15 protein-coding genes are annotated in these 16,638 nt (G+C 65.4%); all 15 read right to left on the bottom strand.

Annotation, left to right across the window (positions count from 1 at the left end):
• Nucleotides 1–91: 91 nt before the first annotated feature.
• The 15 genes from ftsZ to mraZ all read right to left on the bottom strand — a co-directional run bounded on the left by ftsZ (nt 92) and on the right by mraZ (nt 16,635).
• Nucleotides 92–1,267: a cell division protein FtsZ gene (gene ftsZ, locus Q1L50_RS14250; RefSeq protein WP_300339851.1), complete on the bottom strand. Its 1,176-nt coding sequence runs from the start codon at nt 1,265–1,267 to the stop codon at nt 92–94.
• A gap of 65 nt (nt 1,268–1,332) precedes the next feature.
• A complete protein-coding gene (gene ftsA, locus Q1L50_RS14245; RefSeq protein ID WP_300339849.1) occupies nt 1,333–2,562 on the bottom strand; it encodes a cell division protein FtsA in 1,230 nt (409 codons plus the stop codon).
• The gene (locus tag Q1L50_RS14240; RefSeq protein ID WP_300339848.1) at nt 2,559–3,311 is read right to left on the bottom strand and encodes a cell division protein FtsQ/DivIB; all 753 of its coding nucleotides are present in this window, start codon (nt 3,309–3,311) and stop codon (nt 2,559–2,561) included. Before Q1L50_RS14240 ends, ftsA begins: the two co-directional genes overlap by 4 nt.
• Nucleotides 3,312–3,314: 3 nt before the next feature.
• The gene (locus Q1L50_RS14235) at nt 3,315–4,250 is read right to left on the bottom strand and encodes a D-alanine--D-alanine ligase (protein ID WP_300339846.1); all 936 of its coding nucleotides are present in this window, start codon (nt 4,248–4,250) and stop codon (nt 3,315–3,317) included.
• A 1-nt stretch (nt 4,251) separates the two neighbouring features.
• Entirely contained in the window at nt 4,252–5,640 is a 1,389-nt protein-coding gene (murC, locus tag Q1L50_RS14230) for a UDP-N-acetylmuramate--L-alanine ligase (protein WP_300339845.1), read from the bottom strand.
• A complete protein-coding gene (gene murG / locus Q1L50_RS14225) occupies nt 5,637–6,707 on the bottom strand; it encodes an undecaprenyldiphospho-muramoylpentapeptide beta-N-acetylglucosaminyltransferase (protein WP_300339843.1) in 1,071 nt (356 codons plus the stop codon). Before murG ends, murC begins: the two co-directional genes overlap by 4 nt.
• Nucleotides 6,704–7,864 (bottom strand): putative lipid II flippase FtsW, encoded by a 1,161-nt coding sequence (gene ftsW / locus Q1L50_RS14220; RefSeq protein WP_300339841.1) that lies wholly within the window; start codon nt 7,862–7,864, stop codon nt 6,704–6,706. The genes murG and ftsW overlap by 4 nt, the downstream gene beginning before the upstream one ends.
• The gene (gene murD / locus Q1L50_RS14215) at nt 7,864–9,231 is read right to left on the bottom strand and encodes a UDP-N-acetylmuramoyl-L-alanine--D-glutamate ligase (protein WP_300339839.1); all 1,368 of its coding nucleotides are present in this window, start codon (nt 9,229–9,231) and stop codon (nt 7,864–7,866) included. The genes ftsW and murD overlap by 1 nt, the downstream gene beginning before the upstream one ends.
• Before the next feature lies 1 nt (nt 9,232).
• Nucleotides 9,233–10,321: a phospho-N-acetylmuramoyl-pentapeptide-transferase gene (mraY, locus tag Q1L50_RS14210; RefSeq protein WP_300339837.1), complete on the bottom strand. Its 1,089-nt coding sequence runs from the start codon at nt 10,319–10,321 to the stop codon at nt 9,233–9,235.
• The gene (gene murF / locus Q1L50_RS14205) at nt 10,321–11,694 is read right to left on the bottom strand and encodes a UDP-N-acetylmuramoyl-tripeptide--D-alanyl-D-alanine ligase (RefSeq protein WP_300339835.1); all 1,374 of its coding nucleotides are present in this window, start codon (nt 11,692–11,694) and stop codon (nt 10,321–10,323) included. Before murF ends, mraY begins: the two co-directional genes overlap by 1 nt.
• A gap of 5 nt (nt 11,695–11,699) precedes the next feature.
• Nucleotides 11,700–13,211, bottom strand: coding sequence for a UDP-N-acetylmuramoyl-L-alanyl-D-glutamate--2,6-diaminopimelate ligase (locus Q1L50_RS14200; protein ID WP_300339833.1), 1,512 nt, complete (start codon nt 13,209–13,211; stop codon nt 11,700–11,702).
• Nucleotides 13,208–14,962: a penicillin-binding protein 2 gene (locus Q1L50_RS14195; RefSeq protein ID WP_300339831.1), complete on the bottom strand. Its 1,755-nt coding sequence runs from the start codon at nt 14,960–14,962 to the stop codon at nt 13,208–13,210. The genes Q1L50_RS14200 and Q1L50_RS14195 overlap by 4 nt, the downstream gene beginning before the upstream one ends.
• Complete coding sequence (gene ftsL, locus Q1L50_RS14190; RefSeq protein ID WP_300339829.1) at nt 14,959–15,240, bottom strand: cell division protein FtsL; 282 nt, start codon at nt 15,238–15,240, stop codon at nt 14,959–14,961. Before ftsL ends, Q1L50_RS14195 begins: the two co-directional genes overlap by 4 nt.
• A 1-nt stretch (nt 15,241) precedes the next feature.
• Nucleotides 15,242–16,192, bottom strand: a complete 951-nt coding sequence (gene rsmH / locus Q1L50_RS14185) for a 16S rRNA (cytosine(1402)-N(4))-methyltransferase RsmH (RefSeq protein WP_300339827.1) — start codon at nt 16,190–16,192, stop codon at nt 15,242–15,244.
• Nucleotides 16,189–16,635 (bottom strand): division/cell wall cluster transcriptional repressor MraZ, encoded by a 447-nt coding sequence (gene mraZ, locus Q1L50_RS14180; protein WP_300339825.1) that lies wholly within the window; start codon nt 16,633–16,635, stop codon nt 16,189–16,191. Before mraZ ends, rsmH begins: the two co-directional genes overlap by 4 nt.
• Nucleotides 16,636–16,638: the final 3 nt, after the last annotated feature.

Genomic DNA, 16,638 nt, shown 5'->3' with positions numbered 1-16,638 from the left:
TTTCGACAAACAGTGGAACCGGCGGATCCTAGCACAGCCTGCGCTGTCCCGGAACCCGCCCATCCCGCAGAGGAGGCACCCGCAGACAGGCTCAGTCGGCCTGCTTCCTGAGAAACGCCGGAATATCCCAGCGATCGACGCCGCTGTTGGCCAACGCCTCGACGGTCGCGCTGCGGCCCTTGCGGAACACGGCCGGCGTCTGGTCGAGGCTGGAGTAGTCGATGCCCTGGCCATTGGCGAAACGGCCATCGGTACCCGTTGCCTGGGTGAGCGAACTGTTGATCACTTCGAAGCTCTGCCGCTTGGCCTGCGTATGGCCCAGGCCGGTGGCGACCACCGTGACGCGGATGTCGTCGCCGATACTTTCGTCGTAGACCGCGCCGAAAATGATGTGCGCGTCGTCGGCGGCGAAAGCGCGGACGGTGTTCATGACCTCGTTCACTTCCTTCATCTTCAGCGACCGCGTGGCCGTGATGTTAACCAGCACGCCCTTGGCACCGGACAGGTTGACACCCTCGAGCAGCGGCGAGGCGACAGCCCGCTCGGCGGCGATCCGCGCGCGGTCGACGCCAGCGGCGTTGGCCGAACCCATCATCGCCATTCCCATCTCGCCCATTACCGTGCGCACGTCTTCGAAGTCGACGTTGACCAGGCCGGGGAAGTTGATGATTTCGGCAATCCCGCCCACCGCATTGCGCAGGACGTTGTCGGCGGCCTTGAAGGCGTCGTCCATCGACACGTCATCGCCCAGGACGTCCATCAGCCGGTCATTGAGGATGACGATCAGCGAATCGACGTGCTTCTGGAGTTCGGCAATCCCCGCCTCGGCAATTTTCAGGCGCTTGCCCTCGAAGCCGAACGGTTTGGTGACCACGGCGACGGTCAGCACCCCCAACTCGCGCGCCACCTCGGCCACGATCGGCGCGGCGCCAGTGCCGGTACCGCCGCCCATGCCTGCGGTAATGAACACCATGTGCGCGCCGGTCAGCGCTTCGGCGATCGCGTCGCGAGCCTCCATCGCCGCGCTGCGTCCGGCTTCCGGCTTGGCGCCAGCACCCAGGCCGGATTTCCCGAGTTGCAGCCGGTCGACGGCAACGCTGCGGCCGAGCGCCTGCGAATCGGTATTGGCGGTGATGAAGTCGACGCCATTGACGCCTTCGCGGATCATGTGGTCGACGGCGTTGCCACCGGCTCCGCCGATTCCGATCACCTTGATCACGGTATCCCGCTCGCCGCCCCTGTCTTCCCTGTCGATGATTTCAAACATTGTCGTCTCCTCTGCAAAAAGCCTGCCAACTACTGAAAAATTGATGATTGCCACCCAGCATGGGATCAGAAGTTCTTGCCAAACCAGGATCTCATGCGCCCGAACACCTGTTTAACGTCTCGTGTTTCACGCACTTTCAAGCCGCGCTTCCGTTGCGTCTGCGCTTCAAGCAACAGGCCGCAAGCAGTGGCGAAGCGGGGGCTCTGCACGACATCGGCGAGAGCCCCCTGATACTTCGGGATCCCCAGGCGGACCGGCATGTGGAATATCTCCTCTCCGAGTTCGATCATTCCCGGCATTACCGACGCGCCGCCGGTCAGGACGATTCCCGACGACAGAACATCCTCGAAACCGGAACGCCGAAGCTCGGCCTGGATCAGCTCGAAGAGTTCCTCGACGCGCGGCTGGATGACGTCGGCCAGGGCGCGCCGTGACAGCTTGCGCGACGGACGGTCGTCGACGCCGACCACGTCGATGGTGTCTTCCGGGTCGGCCAAGTCGGCCAGGGCGCAACCGTAGCGGCGCTTGATGTCTTCGGCCTCGCGCGTCGGCGTACGCAGAGCCATGGCGATGTCGTTGGTCACCTGGTCGCCGGCGATCGGGATGACCGAGGTGTGCCGGATCGCTCCTTGCGTCCACACCGCCAGATCGGTGGTACCACCGCCAATGTCGATCAGGCAGATGCCGAGATCCTTTTCGTCCTCGGAGAGCACGGCGCAGCTCGAGGCGAGCGGCTGCAGCACCAGATCGTTGACCTCCAGGCCGCAGCGACGCACGCACTTGACGATGTTCTGGGCCGCGGAGACCGCACCGGTCACGATGTGCACCTTGACCTCGAGGCGAAAGCCGCTCATCCCGATCGGCTCACGGATCCCGTCCTGATCGTCGATGATGAACTCCTGCGTCAGGATGTGCAGGATTTCCTGATCGGCAGGGATCGGCATCGCACGCGCCGTCTCGATCACCCGTTCGACGTCCATCGTGGTGACTTCCCGGTCCTTGATGGCGACCATGCCGTTCGAGTTGAAGCTCCTGATGTGGCTGCCGGCAATACCGGTATAGACGTCCCGAACCTTGCAGTCGGCCATCAGTTCCACTTCCTGCAGCACGCGCGAAATGGTGGCCACGGTCTCTTCGATATTGACCACCACGCCCTTCTTCAGGCCTCGGGACTCCTGCGAACCCATTCCAATCACGTTCACCCGACCCTCGGGAGTGAGTTCGGCGACCAACGCCACGATCTTCGACGTGCCGATGTCGAGTCCGACGATCAGATCCTTGCTGTCCCTGCTCATTTCTTTCCTTTGCGTTCTTGACCCACACTCGCCGCAAAACGCAGTGCGAAGCCGTTGGGATACCGCATGTCCACCGCCAGCGGCCGCCCATGGCGGGTCTCCGACAGCGTCGGGTAGTAGTCTACAAAACGTTGCAGGCGAATGCGGATCGGCGCCTTGGCCTGCTCGCGCCCTAGTTCAACGAACATCCCGTCCTCCAGTTCGATTGCCCACGCCAAACGCGGCGACAGCGCCACCCGTGCCAGCGGCTGCCCGACCGGTTTCAATAGCCGCGCAAACTCGTCGTGACGACGCAGCACTTCGGCAGCCGAACCTGCCGGCCCGGTGAAGCGTGGCAGTTGCTGCTCGCCGGACAGCGAGGCGGCAAAGACCTCGCCAAAAGTATTGACCAGTTCGCCGGTTCCATCGCCCCAATGGGCTACCGCCTGCTGTTCCTCGATGCGGATTTCGATCCGTGCAGGCCACTCCCGCCAGATCTCCGCGCGCCGTACCCAGGGCAGCTGCTCGAGCGACAAACGCAGGGTTTCCAGATTGACGGTGAAGAAGCTGCCGCGCAGCAGCTCTGCCAGCGATTGCTCCAGATCGACGCGCTGCACCTCCCGCAACTCGTGTTTCACCCGGACTTCGCGCAGCGGAAAGGCGTTCAGGCGCGGTGCACTCCAGATCACCGCAGCAGCCAGCAGCGCCGCACCTGCTGCCAGAAACAGCAGGTCGGAAAGCGCCGTCAATAGGTGCGGTTTGTGCCACATCGCTCATCCCAGGGCAGCAAGTGCGAGGACGCGAACGACCAGTTCGTCGTAGGGAATGCCCGCTGCCCGCGCCGCCATCGGCACCAGCGAGTGGTCGGTCATCCCGGGCGAGGTATTCACCTCGAGAAAATAGGCCGGGGCGGTCCCGTCGGGCGGCGTCCGATCCATCAGAAAATCGACCCTACCCCAGCCACGGCCGCCGAGAATGCGAAACGCCTCGAAAGCCTGCTCGCGCAGGTCGCGTTCACGGCTCTCGGGCAGGCCGCATGGGCATCGGTAGACGGTATCGTCACGCAGGTACTTGGCGTCGTAATCGTAGAACTCGGTGGTCGGCTCGATCTTGACAATCGGCAGGGCCCGGTCACCGAGAATGGCAACCGTGTATTCTCCGCCAAGAATGGCGCGTTCGGCTATCACCAGCGAATCATGTTTTGCGGCGGCGGCATGCGCAGCAGCCAGCTCACCGGCTCGGGATACCTTGCTGATGCCGATCGACGACCCTTCGCACGCGGGCTTGACAAACAACGGCAGCCCCAGCTCGGCTTCGACACGACCAAAATCGCTGTCCGGGGTGAGCAGCGTGTATTGCGGTACCGGCACGCCGGCGGCGTGCCAGAGCATCTTGCTGCGCCACTTGTCCATCCCCACCGCCGACGCCAGCACGCCGCTACCCGTATACGGAATGCCCATCAGTTCCAGGACGCCCTGGATCGTCCCGTCTTCGCCGTAACGGCCGTGCAGCGCGATGAAAGCCCGATCGAATTCCGCCAGTTCCTCGAGCTTGCGCGACGCCGGGTCGAAGGCATGCGCATCGACGCCTCGACCACGCAAGGCCGCCAGGACCCTGGAGCCGCTGTTCAACGAGACCTCGCGTTCGGCCGAACGGCCGCCGAAAAGGACGGCGACCCTGCCGAAATCGCTGACGTTGACGGTACTCATGCTAGCCAGCCACCAGTTTGCCGGGGACCGTGCCGATTGAACCGGCACCCATGGTGATCACCACGTCGCCATCGCGCGCGACGTCCCGTATCGCTTGCGGCAGGTCGCCGATGTGCTCGACGAAAACCGGCTCGACCTTGCCGGCGACGCGCAAGGCGCGGGCCAGTGCGCGACCATCGGCGGCGACGATGGCTTGCTCGCCCGCGGCATAAACTTCACCCAGCACCAAGGCGTCAACAGCGCTCAGCACCTTGACGAAATCCTCGAAACAGTCGCGCGTACGGGTATAGCGGTGCGGCTGAAAAGCCAGCAGCAGGCGACGACCGGGGAAGGCGCCACGGGCGGCGGCGATGGTCGCCCCCATCTCTACCGGATGATGGCCGTAGTCGTCGACCAGACTGAAGCGGCCGCCGTTGGCCAGCTTGACGTCGGCGTAGCGCTGGAAGCGACGACCGACCCCCTTGAAGTCGGTCAGCGCCTTGACGATCGCCGCGTCGGCAACCCCCAGCTCGCTGGCTACGGCAATCGCCGCCAGGGCGTTCAGGACATTGTGCCGGCCGGGCAGATTGAGGATCACCGGCAGGCGGCTGACGCTGCCGTTGACGCGCACGCAGTCAAAGCGCATCTGGCCCGCGGCCGCGCTGACATTGTCGGCATAGACATTGGCCGAAGGGTCGAACCCGTAAGTGACGATCTGCTTGCTGACCTGCGGGATGATTTCACGAACGTTGGCGTCGTCGATGCAGAGCACCGCCACCCCGTAGAACGGCAGGCGCTGCAGGAAATCGACGAAAGCCTGTTTGAGGCGGTTGAAATCGTGGCCGTAGGTTTCCATGTGATCGGCATCGATGTTGGTGACCACCGAGATCACCGGCGATAGAAACAGGAAAGAGGCATCGGATTCGTCGGCTTCGGCGACCAGGAATTCGCCGGAGCCCAGGCGAGCGTTGGCGCCGGCGGCGTTGAGCAGGCCGCCGATGACGAAGGTCGGGTCCATCCCGCCCTCGGCGAGAATCGACGCCGCCAGGCTGGTGGTGGTGGTCTTGCCGTGCGTTCCGGCGACCGCGATACCCTGCTTGAGGCGCATCAACTCGGCCAGCATCTGCGCCCGCGGCACTACCGGCACCTTGCGCTGCCGCGCCGCGATCACCTCGGGGTTATCCGCCTTGACCGCCGAAGAAACGACCACCGCGTCGGCCCCGTTGACGTTTTCGGCCGCGTGCCCGAGGAGCGTGCGCACGCCAATTTCGGCGAGGCGCCTGGTCGTCGCATTCTCCGCCAGGTCGGAACCGCTGACCGAAAAGCCCAGGTTGGCCAGCACCTCGGCAATGCCGCTCATCCCCGCGCCGCCGATACCGACGAAGTGAATGCTCTTGACTTTATGTTTCACGCGACCAGCTCCTCGCACATCCGCGCCACGTCTGCGGTCGCTTCCGGCTTGGCCAGCTCGCGGGCGCGCTCGGCCATTTCCGCCAACCGGCTGCGCGAGAAGTTGCGCAGCAGGCTGATCGACTCCGGCGTCAGCTCGGCTTGCGGCAGCAGCGTCGCGCCACCTGCCGACGACAGGAATTTCGCGTTGCTGGTCTGATGATCGTCGACCGCGTGCGGGAAGGGGACCAGGATGCTCGCCACGCCGGTCGCGGCGAGCTCGGCGACGGTCAGCGCGCCGGCTCGGCAGAGCACCAGATCAGCCCACTCGTAGGCCCCCGCCATGTCGTCGATGAACGCCGCGCAATGCGCCTGCACGCCAGCCGCCTGGTAGTTCTCGCGCAGTTGCGCGAGATGCTTCTCGCCAGCCTGATGGACGACCTGCGGTCGCTGGTCGGCGTCAATCAGGGCCAGCCCCCTGGGGACCATCTCGTTGAGCGCCGCGGCTCCCAGGCTGCCGCCGAGAACCAGCAGGTGCAGCGGCGGCTGGCGCCCGGCGAGGCGCTCGGCCGGCGGCGCGACGCGGCTCATCTCCGGACGCAAGGGATTGCCTACCCAGACGCCCTTCGGCAGCACATCGGGGAAACCACAGGCGACGCGGTCGGCCAGCCGGGCCAGCACCCGGTTGGCAAGGCCGGCCACAGAATTCTGTTCGTGGATGACGAGAGGGTAACGCAGGAGCGCCGCCATGATCCCGCCGGGAAAGCTGATATAGCCACCCATGCCCAGTACCACGTCCGGCCTGACCCGGCGCAGCTCCCGGCGCGCCTGCCAGCACGCCGACAACAGGTGGAAGGGAAGCAGCAGCTTGCGCAGCAGGCCCTTGCCGCGCAGCGCGGCAAAGCGGACCCAGGCCATTTCGTAACCGCGCGCAGGGACCAGCCGGGCTTCCATGCTGTCGGGCGCGCCCATCCAGACGACCTTCCAGTTGCGGCTCCGGAGCAGATCGGCGACCGCCAGGCCAGGGAAGACGTGCCCGCCGGTGCCACCGGCCATTACCAGCAGGGTCTTGCCGATCGTCGCGCTCATATTTTCGCCCCGCGCATCAGCTGGCGGTTTTCCCAGTCGATCCGGAGCAGAACCGCCACCGCCACGCAATTGGCCAGGATCCCGGAACCGCCGAAGCTCATCAGCGGCAGGGTCAGTCCCTTGGTCGGCAGCAGGCCGGTGTTGACTCCCATATTGATGAAGCTCTGCACACCCAGCCAGACGCCCAGGCCCTGCGCCACCAGCGCCGAGTACAGGCGGTCGAGGGCCACCGCCTGACGACCGATGGCGAAAGCCCGCTGGACCAGCAGGCCAAACAGGAAGATCACCACCACGACGCCGACAAAGCCTAGTTCCTCGGCGATCACGGCAAGCAGGAAGTCGGTATGCGCCTCCGGCAGGTAGAACAGTTTCTCGACGCTGGCGCCAAGGCCGACCCCCATCAGTTCGCCGCGCCCGAAGGCGATCAGCGCGTGCGACAGCTGGTAGCCGCGGCCGAAGGCGTCGGCCCAGGGGTCCATGAAACCAAAAATGCGGTCGCGTCGGTAAGGCGACAGGATGATCAGCGCGGCGAAGGCGGCGACCAGCACGACGATCAGGACGACGAACAGGCGTGCCCGCATGCCGCCGAGAAAGAGAATGCTGAAGGCCACCGAAATGATCACCACGAAAGCCCCGAAGTCCGGTTCCTTGAGCAGCAGGATGCCGACCGCGACCATCGCCACCGCCATCGGCAGAAAAGCCTTCTTCAGGTCATGCATGTGCGGCATCTTGCGCGCCGTGTAGTCGGCGGCGTATAGAACGGCAAACAGCTTCATCAACTCAGACGGCTGCAGATTGACGATTCCCAGCGGCAGCCAGCGCTGCGCGCCGTTGACCTCGCGACCAATTCCTGGAACGAGTACCAGCGCCAGCAGCAGGAAGCCGCCGACGAACAGCCATGGCGACCATTGTTGCCAGGTCGACAACGGGACCTGAAAGGCGACGGCCGCGGCGAGCAACCCGATAATCAGGAAGACCGCATGGCGAACCAGGAAATAGGCCGGCTGATTGCCGGTTCCGCGCGCCGCCTCGGCGGTCGCCATCGACGCCGAGTAGACCATCACCATGCCGATCATGAGCAGGATCAGGCTGCTCCAGAGCAGCGCCAGATCGATCTCCGAAGGCAGCCGGCGCGGCGCGTCGAGAGCTCGCAACATCAGGCGGCCTCCCGTTCGAGACCGCGAACGGCGTCGACGAATACCGCGGCGCGATGCGCATAGTCGCGGTACATGTCGAGGCTCGCGCAGGCCGGCGAGAGCAGGACCGCATCGCCGCGCTGTGCCTGCGCCGCACACCAGCCGACCGCTTCGGCCATCTCGCCAAAGGTACGCAGCGGCACGCCGCAATCTGCGAGAAGCGCAGCGATCAGCGGCGCATCGCGGCCGATCAGCGCCACCGCACGCGCGTGCCCGGCGATCGCCCGCCGCAGCGGCGAGAAGTCCTGCCCCTTGCCATCACCACCAAGAATGATCGCCACCTTGCAGCCCAACCCCTCGACAGCGGCCAGCGTCGCGCCGACATTGGTTCCCTTGGAGTCGTCGAAGTAGCGCACGCCGTTGATCTCGGCGACCCATTCGACGCGGTGGGCCAGACCGCCAAAGGCGGCCAGCGCCGGCAAGACGGTATGCGGGTCGATGCCAACCGCCTCGCACAAGGCCAGCGCAGCGAGCGCGTTGGCCGCGTTGTGGGCGCCGACCAGCTTGAGCTCACTGCGTGCAATCAGCCGCTCGGCTCCGCGCAGCAGCCAGCCGTCGGCGATTCCGTAGTCACCTGCCCGCGCCGGTGCCTTGAGACCAAAGCTGATCACCCGACCGTTCATGCGCGCGGCGGCCAGGCTGCGGCTGTCGTCGCGATTGACGACCATTACGCCCTCACCCTGGAAGATCCGCGCCTTGGCCTCGGCGTATTCGTCGAGGCCCCGATAGCGGTCGAGATGATCCTCGCAGACATTGAGCACCGTTGCCGCGTCGGCAGCCAGCGAGGAGGTCGTTTCGAGCTGGAAACTCGACAGCTCCAGCACCCAGACCGCCGGTAGCTGGCCGCTGTCGATGGCTGCCATCAAGGCGTCGAGTGCGGCCGGGCCGATGTTGCCGGCAACCATCGTAGGCCGGCCCGCCGCCCGGCACAGGGCGCCGGTAAGCGCAGTGGTGGTGGTCTTGCCGTTGCTGCCGGTGATCGCAATCACCAGCGCCTCGGGGGTCAACCGGCGGACCGCCCAGGCGAACAATTCGACCTCGGAAACCAGCGGAACGCCGCGCACACGCGCCTCCTGAACCAGCGGTTCGGCTACTGGCACGCCTGGAGAAATGGCCATCAACTCGACCCCGGCGAAGGCTTCCGCGGCGAACGGGCCGGCAAAGACCACTGCTTCGGGAACCGCGACCCGCAGCGCAGCGGCCTGCGGCGGGGCGCTGCGGCTGTCGGCAACGCGCACGCGCGCGCCCTGACGGGCCAGCCACCTGGCCATCGCCAGGCCGCTTTGGCCAAGGCCGATGACGAGGATCAACTTTCCGCTCAGTTCCATCTCAGCGCAACTTCAGGCTGGACAAGCCGATCAGCACCAGCATGATGGTGATGATCCAGAAGCGGACGACGACCTGCGTCTCCTTCCAGCCGCCCAGTTCAAAATGGTGATGCAAGGGGGCCATGCGGAAGATCCGCCGGCCACCGGTGACCTTGTAGTAGACGACCTGCGCGGCGACCGACAGCGTTTCAGCGACGAAGACACCGCCCATGATCGCCAGCACGATTTCCTGGCGGACGATGATCGCCACCGTTCCCAGCGCCGCGCCCAGTGCCAGGGCGCCAACGTCGCCCATGAAGACCTCGGCCGGATAGGCGTTGAACCACAGAAAGCCAAGGCCGGCACCAGCCATGGCGCCGAGGAAGATCGCCAGTTCGCCGGCTCCCGGGACGTAGGGCAGGAACAGATAGCGGGCATAGACCGCGTTGCCGGCAACGTAGGCGAAGATCGCCAGGGCGGCGGCGATCATCACCGCCGGCATGATCGCCAGACCATCGAGGCCATCGGTGAGGTTGACGGCGTTGCTGGTACCGACGACCACCAGATAGCTCAGGACGATGAAGCCGACGATCCCCAGCGGGTACGAGACGGTCTTGAAGAAAGGCACGATCAGCTGCAGTTGCGCCGGGCCGCTGGCGCTCAGCGCCAGATACAGCGCCACCAGCAAACCGAGCGCCGATTGCCAGAAGTACTTCCAGCGCGAGGCCAGCCCGCGCGGATCACGGTTGACGACTTTCTGCCAGTCGTCGTACCAGCCGATACCGCCAAAGCCGATCGTAACGATCAGCACCACCCACACGTAGCGGTTGCTGAGGTCGCCCCACAGCAGCGTGGTGACGCTGATCGCGATCAGGATCAGCGCGCCACCCATGGTCGGCGTTCCGGACTTGACGAGGTGTGACTGCGGGCCGTCCTGGCGAACCGCCTGGCCGATCTTCTTGGCGGCCAGCCAGCGGATCAGCGGCGGGCCAGCCACGAATGAGATGATCAAGGCGGTCATCACGGCGAGCACCGTCCGCAAGGTGATGTACGAAAAGACGTTGAAGGCGCGCACGTCCTGCGCCAGCCACTGCGTCACCAGGAGCAGCATCAGTCGCCTCCTGCAGCCGGTGGCAGCGCGACGGCGTCGGCCACCCGTTCCATGCGCATGAAGCGGGAGCCCTTGACCAGAACCGTCGTCTCCGGCGTCAGTTCGGCGACCAGGGCCTCGATCAGCGCGTCGATGGTGCTGTAGTGCTGGCCACCGCTGCCGAAGTTGTGCGCGGTGAGGGCACTCGCCTCACCCAGGGTCAACAGCCGATCGATACCCTGGCTCTTGGCGTAGCCGCCAATTTCGTCGTGAAACTGGCCGCTCATGTCACCGATTTCACCCATGTCGCCGAGCACCAGAACGGTCTTGCCGATCGTCGCCGCAAGTACGTCGATGCCCGCGCGCACAGAGTCCGGGTTGGCATTGTAGGTGTCGTCGAGCAACACCGCCTGCTGCAACGCGGTCCGCCGTTGCAACCGCCCCTTGAGCCCACGAAAAGCGCTCAGGCCAGCGTGAATCGCGGCCAGAGGCACACCGGCCGCCAGGCACGCGGTGGCGGCGGCCAAGGCGTTGCGTGCATTGTGCTGCCCCGGCACGGCCAGGACGATGTCCACCTCGCCTTCGGGAGCGCGCACGGTCAGCCGGCTCTCGAGACCGTGCAGATAGAACCGGCCGGTGACATCGGCCGGCTTGTCGAAACCGAAAGTGCTCACCCGCAGGCCGCGACACTGGCCACGCCACAGGTCTGCCCAGAGGTCGTCGGCGTTGAAGACAGCCACGCCGTTTTCGTCGAGACCGCTGTAGATGCTGCCCTTTTCGGCGGCAATCGCCTCCAGCGAACCCATCCCCTCCAGATGCGCCCGCTGGGCATTGGTCACCACGGCGACGCTGGGGCGAGCGATTCCGGCCAGATAGGCGATCTCGCCCGGATGATTCATCCCCATCTCGATGATCGCGGCGCGATGCGTCGCGTTCAGCTTGAGCAGGGTGAGCGGCAGACCGATGTCGTTGTTGAAGTTGCCTTGGGAGGCCAGCACCGCGCCGTCGAAAGCGACCTTCAAGATGCTCGCGATCATCTCCTTGGTGGTGGTCTTGCCATTGCTGCCGGTCACCGCCAGCAGCGGCAGCGCGAAGCGATTGCGCCAGTCGGCCGCCAGCGCACCCAGCGACAGGCGGGTCTCGGCAACCCGAAGCAAGGGCAGACCAGCGACCAGCAGGCCATCGGCGCAGTCTGCCGCCACCACCGCGGCAGCGGCGCCACGCGCCATCGCCGCGGCGAGGTAGTGGTGGCCGTCGAAATGCTCGCCGCGCAGGGCGACGAACAGCTCGCCAGGGGAAATTGCCCGACTGTCGGTCGACACGCCGCTGAAGGTCACATTCCCGCCGGCGAGCTGGCCGGCCGTCGCACGTGCAGCCGCCATGAGATCCATCATGACCGTCACAGCGCGACCTCCCGACGGGCGGCGAGTGCGGCTGCCGCGTTCGCCACGTCCGAAAACGGACGACGTACGCCAGCGATCTCCTGATAAGACTCGTGCCCCTTGCCGGCGAGCAGGACCACCTCGGCCGGATGTGCGGCAATGATGGTCTGGCGAATCGCCTGTGCACGGTCGGTGACGATCTCGGCGGCCGGCGCCCCGACACGGATTTCGTCGAGGATCGCCTGCGGATCCTCGCCACGAGGATTGTCGCTGGTCAGTACGACCCGATCGGCAAGCCGCGCCGCGACTGTGCCCATCAACGGCCGCTTGCCGCGATCACGATCGCCGCCACAGCCGAAAACGACCACCAGACCAGCGCCCCGCGCCTCGGCGACCGGGCGCAAGGCGCCCAGGGCACTCTGCAGCGCGTCCGGGGTGTGCGCGTAATCAATGACGACCAGCGGCTGGTTGTGACCACCGAGTTTTTCCAGGCGACCTGCCGGCGAACGCAGGCTGGCGAAGCGCTCGGCGACAGCCTGCGGCGCCAGCCCGGCGTCGATCAATACCGCTGCCACGGCGAGCAGATTCGAGACATTGTAACGGCCGAGCAAACCGGTCTCGACCAGCGCCCGACCATTCGGAGCGCAGAGGCGAAAGCGCAGGCCGTCGATGGTTTCCTCGACATCCTCGGCGCGAATCGTCCCCTGCCGGTCGTCAGACTGGTCTTGCTGGGTATAGCCGACCACTTTGGTGGCGCTGGTCAGCGCTGCCAGTTGGCGCCCGAAGGGGTCGTCGAGATTGCACACCGCCAGGCGCAGGCGCGGCCAACTGAAGAGCCTGGCCTTGGCCTGCGCGTAGGCTTCCATACTGCCGTGGTAGTCGAGATGGTCACGGGTCAGATTGGTGAATACCGCGACGTCGATGCGGGCTCCATCAAGACGTCCTTCGGCAATCCCGATCGAACTCGCTTCGAGCGCACACGCCTGCGCATGGTCATCGGCAAATCGCGCCAGATAACGCATCAACGTCGTCGCTGTGGGGGTCGTGAACCCGGTTTCCACCAGTTCGCCAGCCATCCCGGCACCCAGGGTGCCAATACTCGGGCAACGGCGCGGGTGACTGGCGGCGAGCCACTGCGCGACGCTGGTCTTGCCGTTGGTGCCGGTCACCGCGACCAGCGACAGGCGCTCGCTCGGGTGGCCGTAGATGGCACTGGCCATTGGTCCGCAGAGCTGGCGCAAACCCGCCACCGGTAAATTGACGACCTGCCAGTCGCTGCTCCAGAAAAACGTGTCGGATCGTCCGGCAGCGTTCGCTTCCCAGAGGACGGCTGCGGCGCCGCTGGCAATAGCCTCGACGACGTGGCAGCGACCGTCGGCGAGGTCACCGGGATAAGCCAGAAAGAGGTCGCCGGGCGCTACCTGCCGGCTGTCGTCGGTGACGCCGCTCGGCACAACGCCGAGAGCCGCCAGTCGGGCCAGCGTAGCGCCAATGGCGCCGGCGCACGAGGCGCTGTTCGAGGTGCTCAAAACCTGGCCTTCAAGATCGGGCTCTTGGTGGGGCCTGGCGCCACCTCCAGCGGCGCGTCCGGAGCCACGCCAAGGGTTCTCAGGGCGCTGCTCATCACCGCCGCAAAGACTGGCGCGGCAACCAGACCACCGTAGTATTGTCCGGCAGCCGCTTCGTCGATCATCACCGCGACGATCAACCGCGGTTCCGATGCCGGTGCGAAGCCGACGAACGAGGAGACATACTTGTTCGCGTAACGTCCGCCCGATAGTTTGTGCGCGGTACCGGTTTTGCCGGCCACGCGATATCCGGGAATCTGGGCCTTGGGCGCCGTTCCGCCCGGCTGGACGGCCATCTCGAGCATCGCGCGAACTTCGCGGGCGGTCTGCGGGCTGAACACCTGCATGCCGCGCGGCGTCGGCGAATCGACGCGGGTCAGCGACAGCGGCACCAGATCGCCGTCGCGCGCGAAAACCGAATAGGCACGCGCCAGTTGGATCAGCGACACCGAGATGCCATGCCCATAAGCCATGGTGGCCTGCTCGATCGGCTTCCAGGTCTTCCAGGGGCGAAGGCGGCCGCTGACCTCACCGGGAAAGCCCAGGCGGGGTACCTGGCCGAAACCGACGGCGTCAAACATTTCCCACATCTTCTGCGACGGCAGCATCGCGGCGATCTTCGCCGCGCCGACGTTCGACGATTTCTGAATCACCTGCGCGACGGTCAAGGCGCCGTGCGGGTGAGCGTCGGAAATCGTCGCCTTGCCAATGGACAGGCGTCCAGGGGCGCAGTTGATGATCGTGTCGAAACGAACCTTGCCGCTCTCCATCGCCTGCGCGATGGTGAACGGCTTGAGCGTCGAACCGGGCTCGAAGGTATCGGTCACCGCGCGATTGCGTAGCTGACTGCCGGTCAGGCTCTCGCGGTTGTTCGGGTTGTAGGTCGGCCAATTGGCCAGCGCCAGGATTTCGCCGCTCCGGGCGTCGAGTACGACGACGCCGCCGGCCTGCGCCTTGTTATCGGCAATCGCCTGCTTGAGGTGGCTGTAGGCCAGATACTGAATCTTGGAATCGAGCGCCAGGCGGATGTCCTGGCCATCCTGCGGCGGCTTGATCGAACCAACGTCCTCGACGATCTGGCCACGGCGGTCCTTGATCACGCTACGACTGCCGGGTTGCCCCAGCAGCTGGCCGTGGAAGGCCAGCTCGACGCCTTCCAGTCCCTTGTCGTCAACGCCCGTGAAACCGACCATGTGCGCAGTCATCTCGCCGGTAGGATAGAAGCGGCGATACTCCTTGTCCTGGCCGATGCCAGGCAGCTTCAGCGCCGCCACCCGCTCCGCGACCGCAGGCGGGATCTGTCGACCCAGGAAGACGAAGGGTCTTTCGCCATCCAGCTTGCGGGCCAGCTGCTGCACGTTCGTTTCCAGCAGCTCCGCCAGCTGACGGGTTTGCTCGGGGGTCAGCGTGGCCGCCGACGGCACCGCCCAGATCGACTTCATCGGCGTCGAGATGGCCAGAACGTCGCCATGGCGGTCGGCGATCCGCCCGCGCGAAGCCGTTATTTCGATGTCCCGGCGGTAGCGCGACTCCCCCTTCTCCTGCAGGAAATCGGTGTTCACGATTTGCAGATAGAAGGCGCGGCCAATCAGTACGACAAAGGAGCCGAGGATCAGCAAAGCCATCAGGCGCGAACGCCAAGGCGGCATGCGCAGCTCCAGCAAGGGGCTTTCGGCAAACTTGTGGGACACTTTTCCCTTGAAGCGCATCATCGCGAGGCACCTCCCGCAGGTTTGGCAGCGAGCGGTAACGCCTCGATTTCGGGCGTATGCATGCCGAGCTTCTCGACGGCGATTTTTTCGATTCGTGGCGCCGTTCCCCAGGTCGAAAGCTCCAGTTGCAGCTGCCCGAACTCGACTTCAAGCTGGCGCGCGCGTTCCTGCTGAACTTCCAGAGCCTGAAAAAGCTGCCGCGCCTTATGCTGCGACGTAACCACCCCGAGGCTGCAGATGACCACCGCCAACAACAGGAAAACGTTCAGACGAGCCATCTCAAGCTGCCCTTCTGGCCAGTTTTTCGGCAACCCGCATCACCGCGCTGCGCGCCCGCGGATTGGCCGCCACTTCGGCGACGCTCGCCCTGGTCAGTTTGCCGACCAGGCGAAGGGCGGGCGCCGGCAACTCCGCGGCACGCAAGGGCAGCCCCCTCGGCAAACGGTCAGCCGCGGCCTGATCGCGCATAAAGCGCTTGACGATCCGGTCTTCGAGCGAATGGAAACTTATCACCACCAGTCGACCTCCCTGCCTGAGAAGCGCCATTGCCCGCGGCAGCGCTAGCGAGAGCTGTTCGAGCTCTTGATTGATATGAATCCGTAAAGCTTGAAAGGTACGCGTCGCCGCATCCTGCCCGGGCTCGCGGGTCCGCACGGTCGCGCGTACAAGGGCGGCGAGCTCACCCGTGGTTGCAAGCGGCCGCTCTCGGCGAGCAGCCACAATCTTCTTTGCAATCTGGAAAGCAAACCGTTCTTCCCCATAGCCCCTGATGACCTCCGTAATCTCCTGCACGTCCACCCGCTGCAGCCACTGCGCCACCGTCTCGCCCTGGCTCGTATCCATCCGCATGTCGAGCGGTGCGTCCTGGCGGAAACTGAACCCCCGCCGCCCGTCGTCGAGCTGCGGCGACGAAACGCCGATATCGAGCAGGACGCCATCGACCCCTTCGCCGATTTCGATCCGGGCCCGTTGCAAGGCTTCCGCCAGTTCGCCGAAGCACTGATGCACGACGAACAGCCGCTGATCGTTCATTTCGCGGGCCAGTGCGACCGCCTCGGGGTCACGGTCAATGGCCAGCAGTCGGCCGTTTGGCCCTAGCCGTTCGAGAATCGCCCGACTGTGGCCCCCACAGCCGAAAGTGCCGTCGACGTAAATCCCCGCGGGGTTGATCTCCAGAGCATCAACCGCTTCCCGCAGCAACACCGTTTGATGCTGCGACGGCAAGGTCACAGCGCCAGATCCTCCAGACCCGGAGGCAAGAACTGCTCACCAAGGGCAAGCACGGCTTCCTGCTGTTGCTGCCAACCACTGTCCGACCAGATTTCGAAGTGACTTCCCTGACCGACCAGCCAGACCTGTTTTTCGAGAACCGCAAAGCGGCGCAGTTCCGGCGCGATCAGCAAACGACCGGCAGCATCCATTTCCTCTTCGCGGGCGTTACCCACCAGCAGGCGCTTGATCGCCGCCGCCTGCTTGTTGAAACTCGAAGCCGCCAGAACCTTGTCGCGAATGGGTTCCCACGCTGGCTCCGGATAGAGCAACAGGCAACCGTGGGGGTGCGCGGTAAGCACCAGGCGGCCGTCGGCGGCCGCAGCCAGCGCCTCCCGATGACGTACCGGGATCGCCAGCCTGCCCTTGACGTCGAGACTTAACGCCGCCGCACCCTGAAACATCTG

The organism is Accumulibacter sp. (assembly GCF_029255145.1).
Classification (GTDB): domain Bacteria; phylum Pseudomonadota; class Gammaproteobacteria; order Burkholderiales; family Rhodocyclaceae; genus Accumulibacter.
The sequence above is the reverse complement of the archived record's forward strand: the minus strand, read 5'-3'. Positions and strand labels throughout refer to the sequence as shown.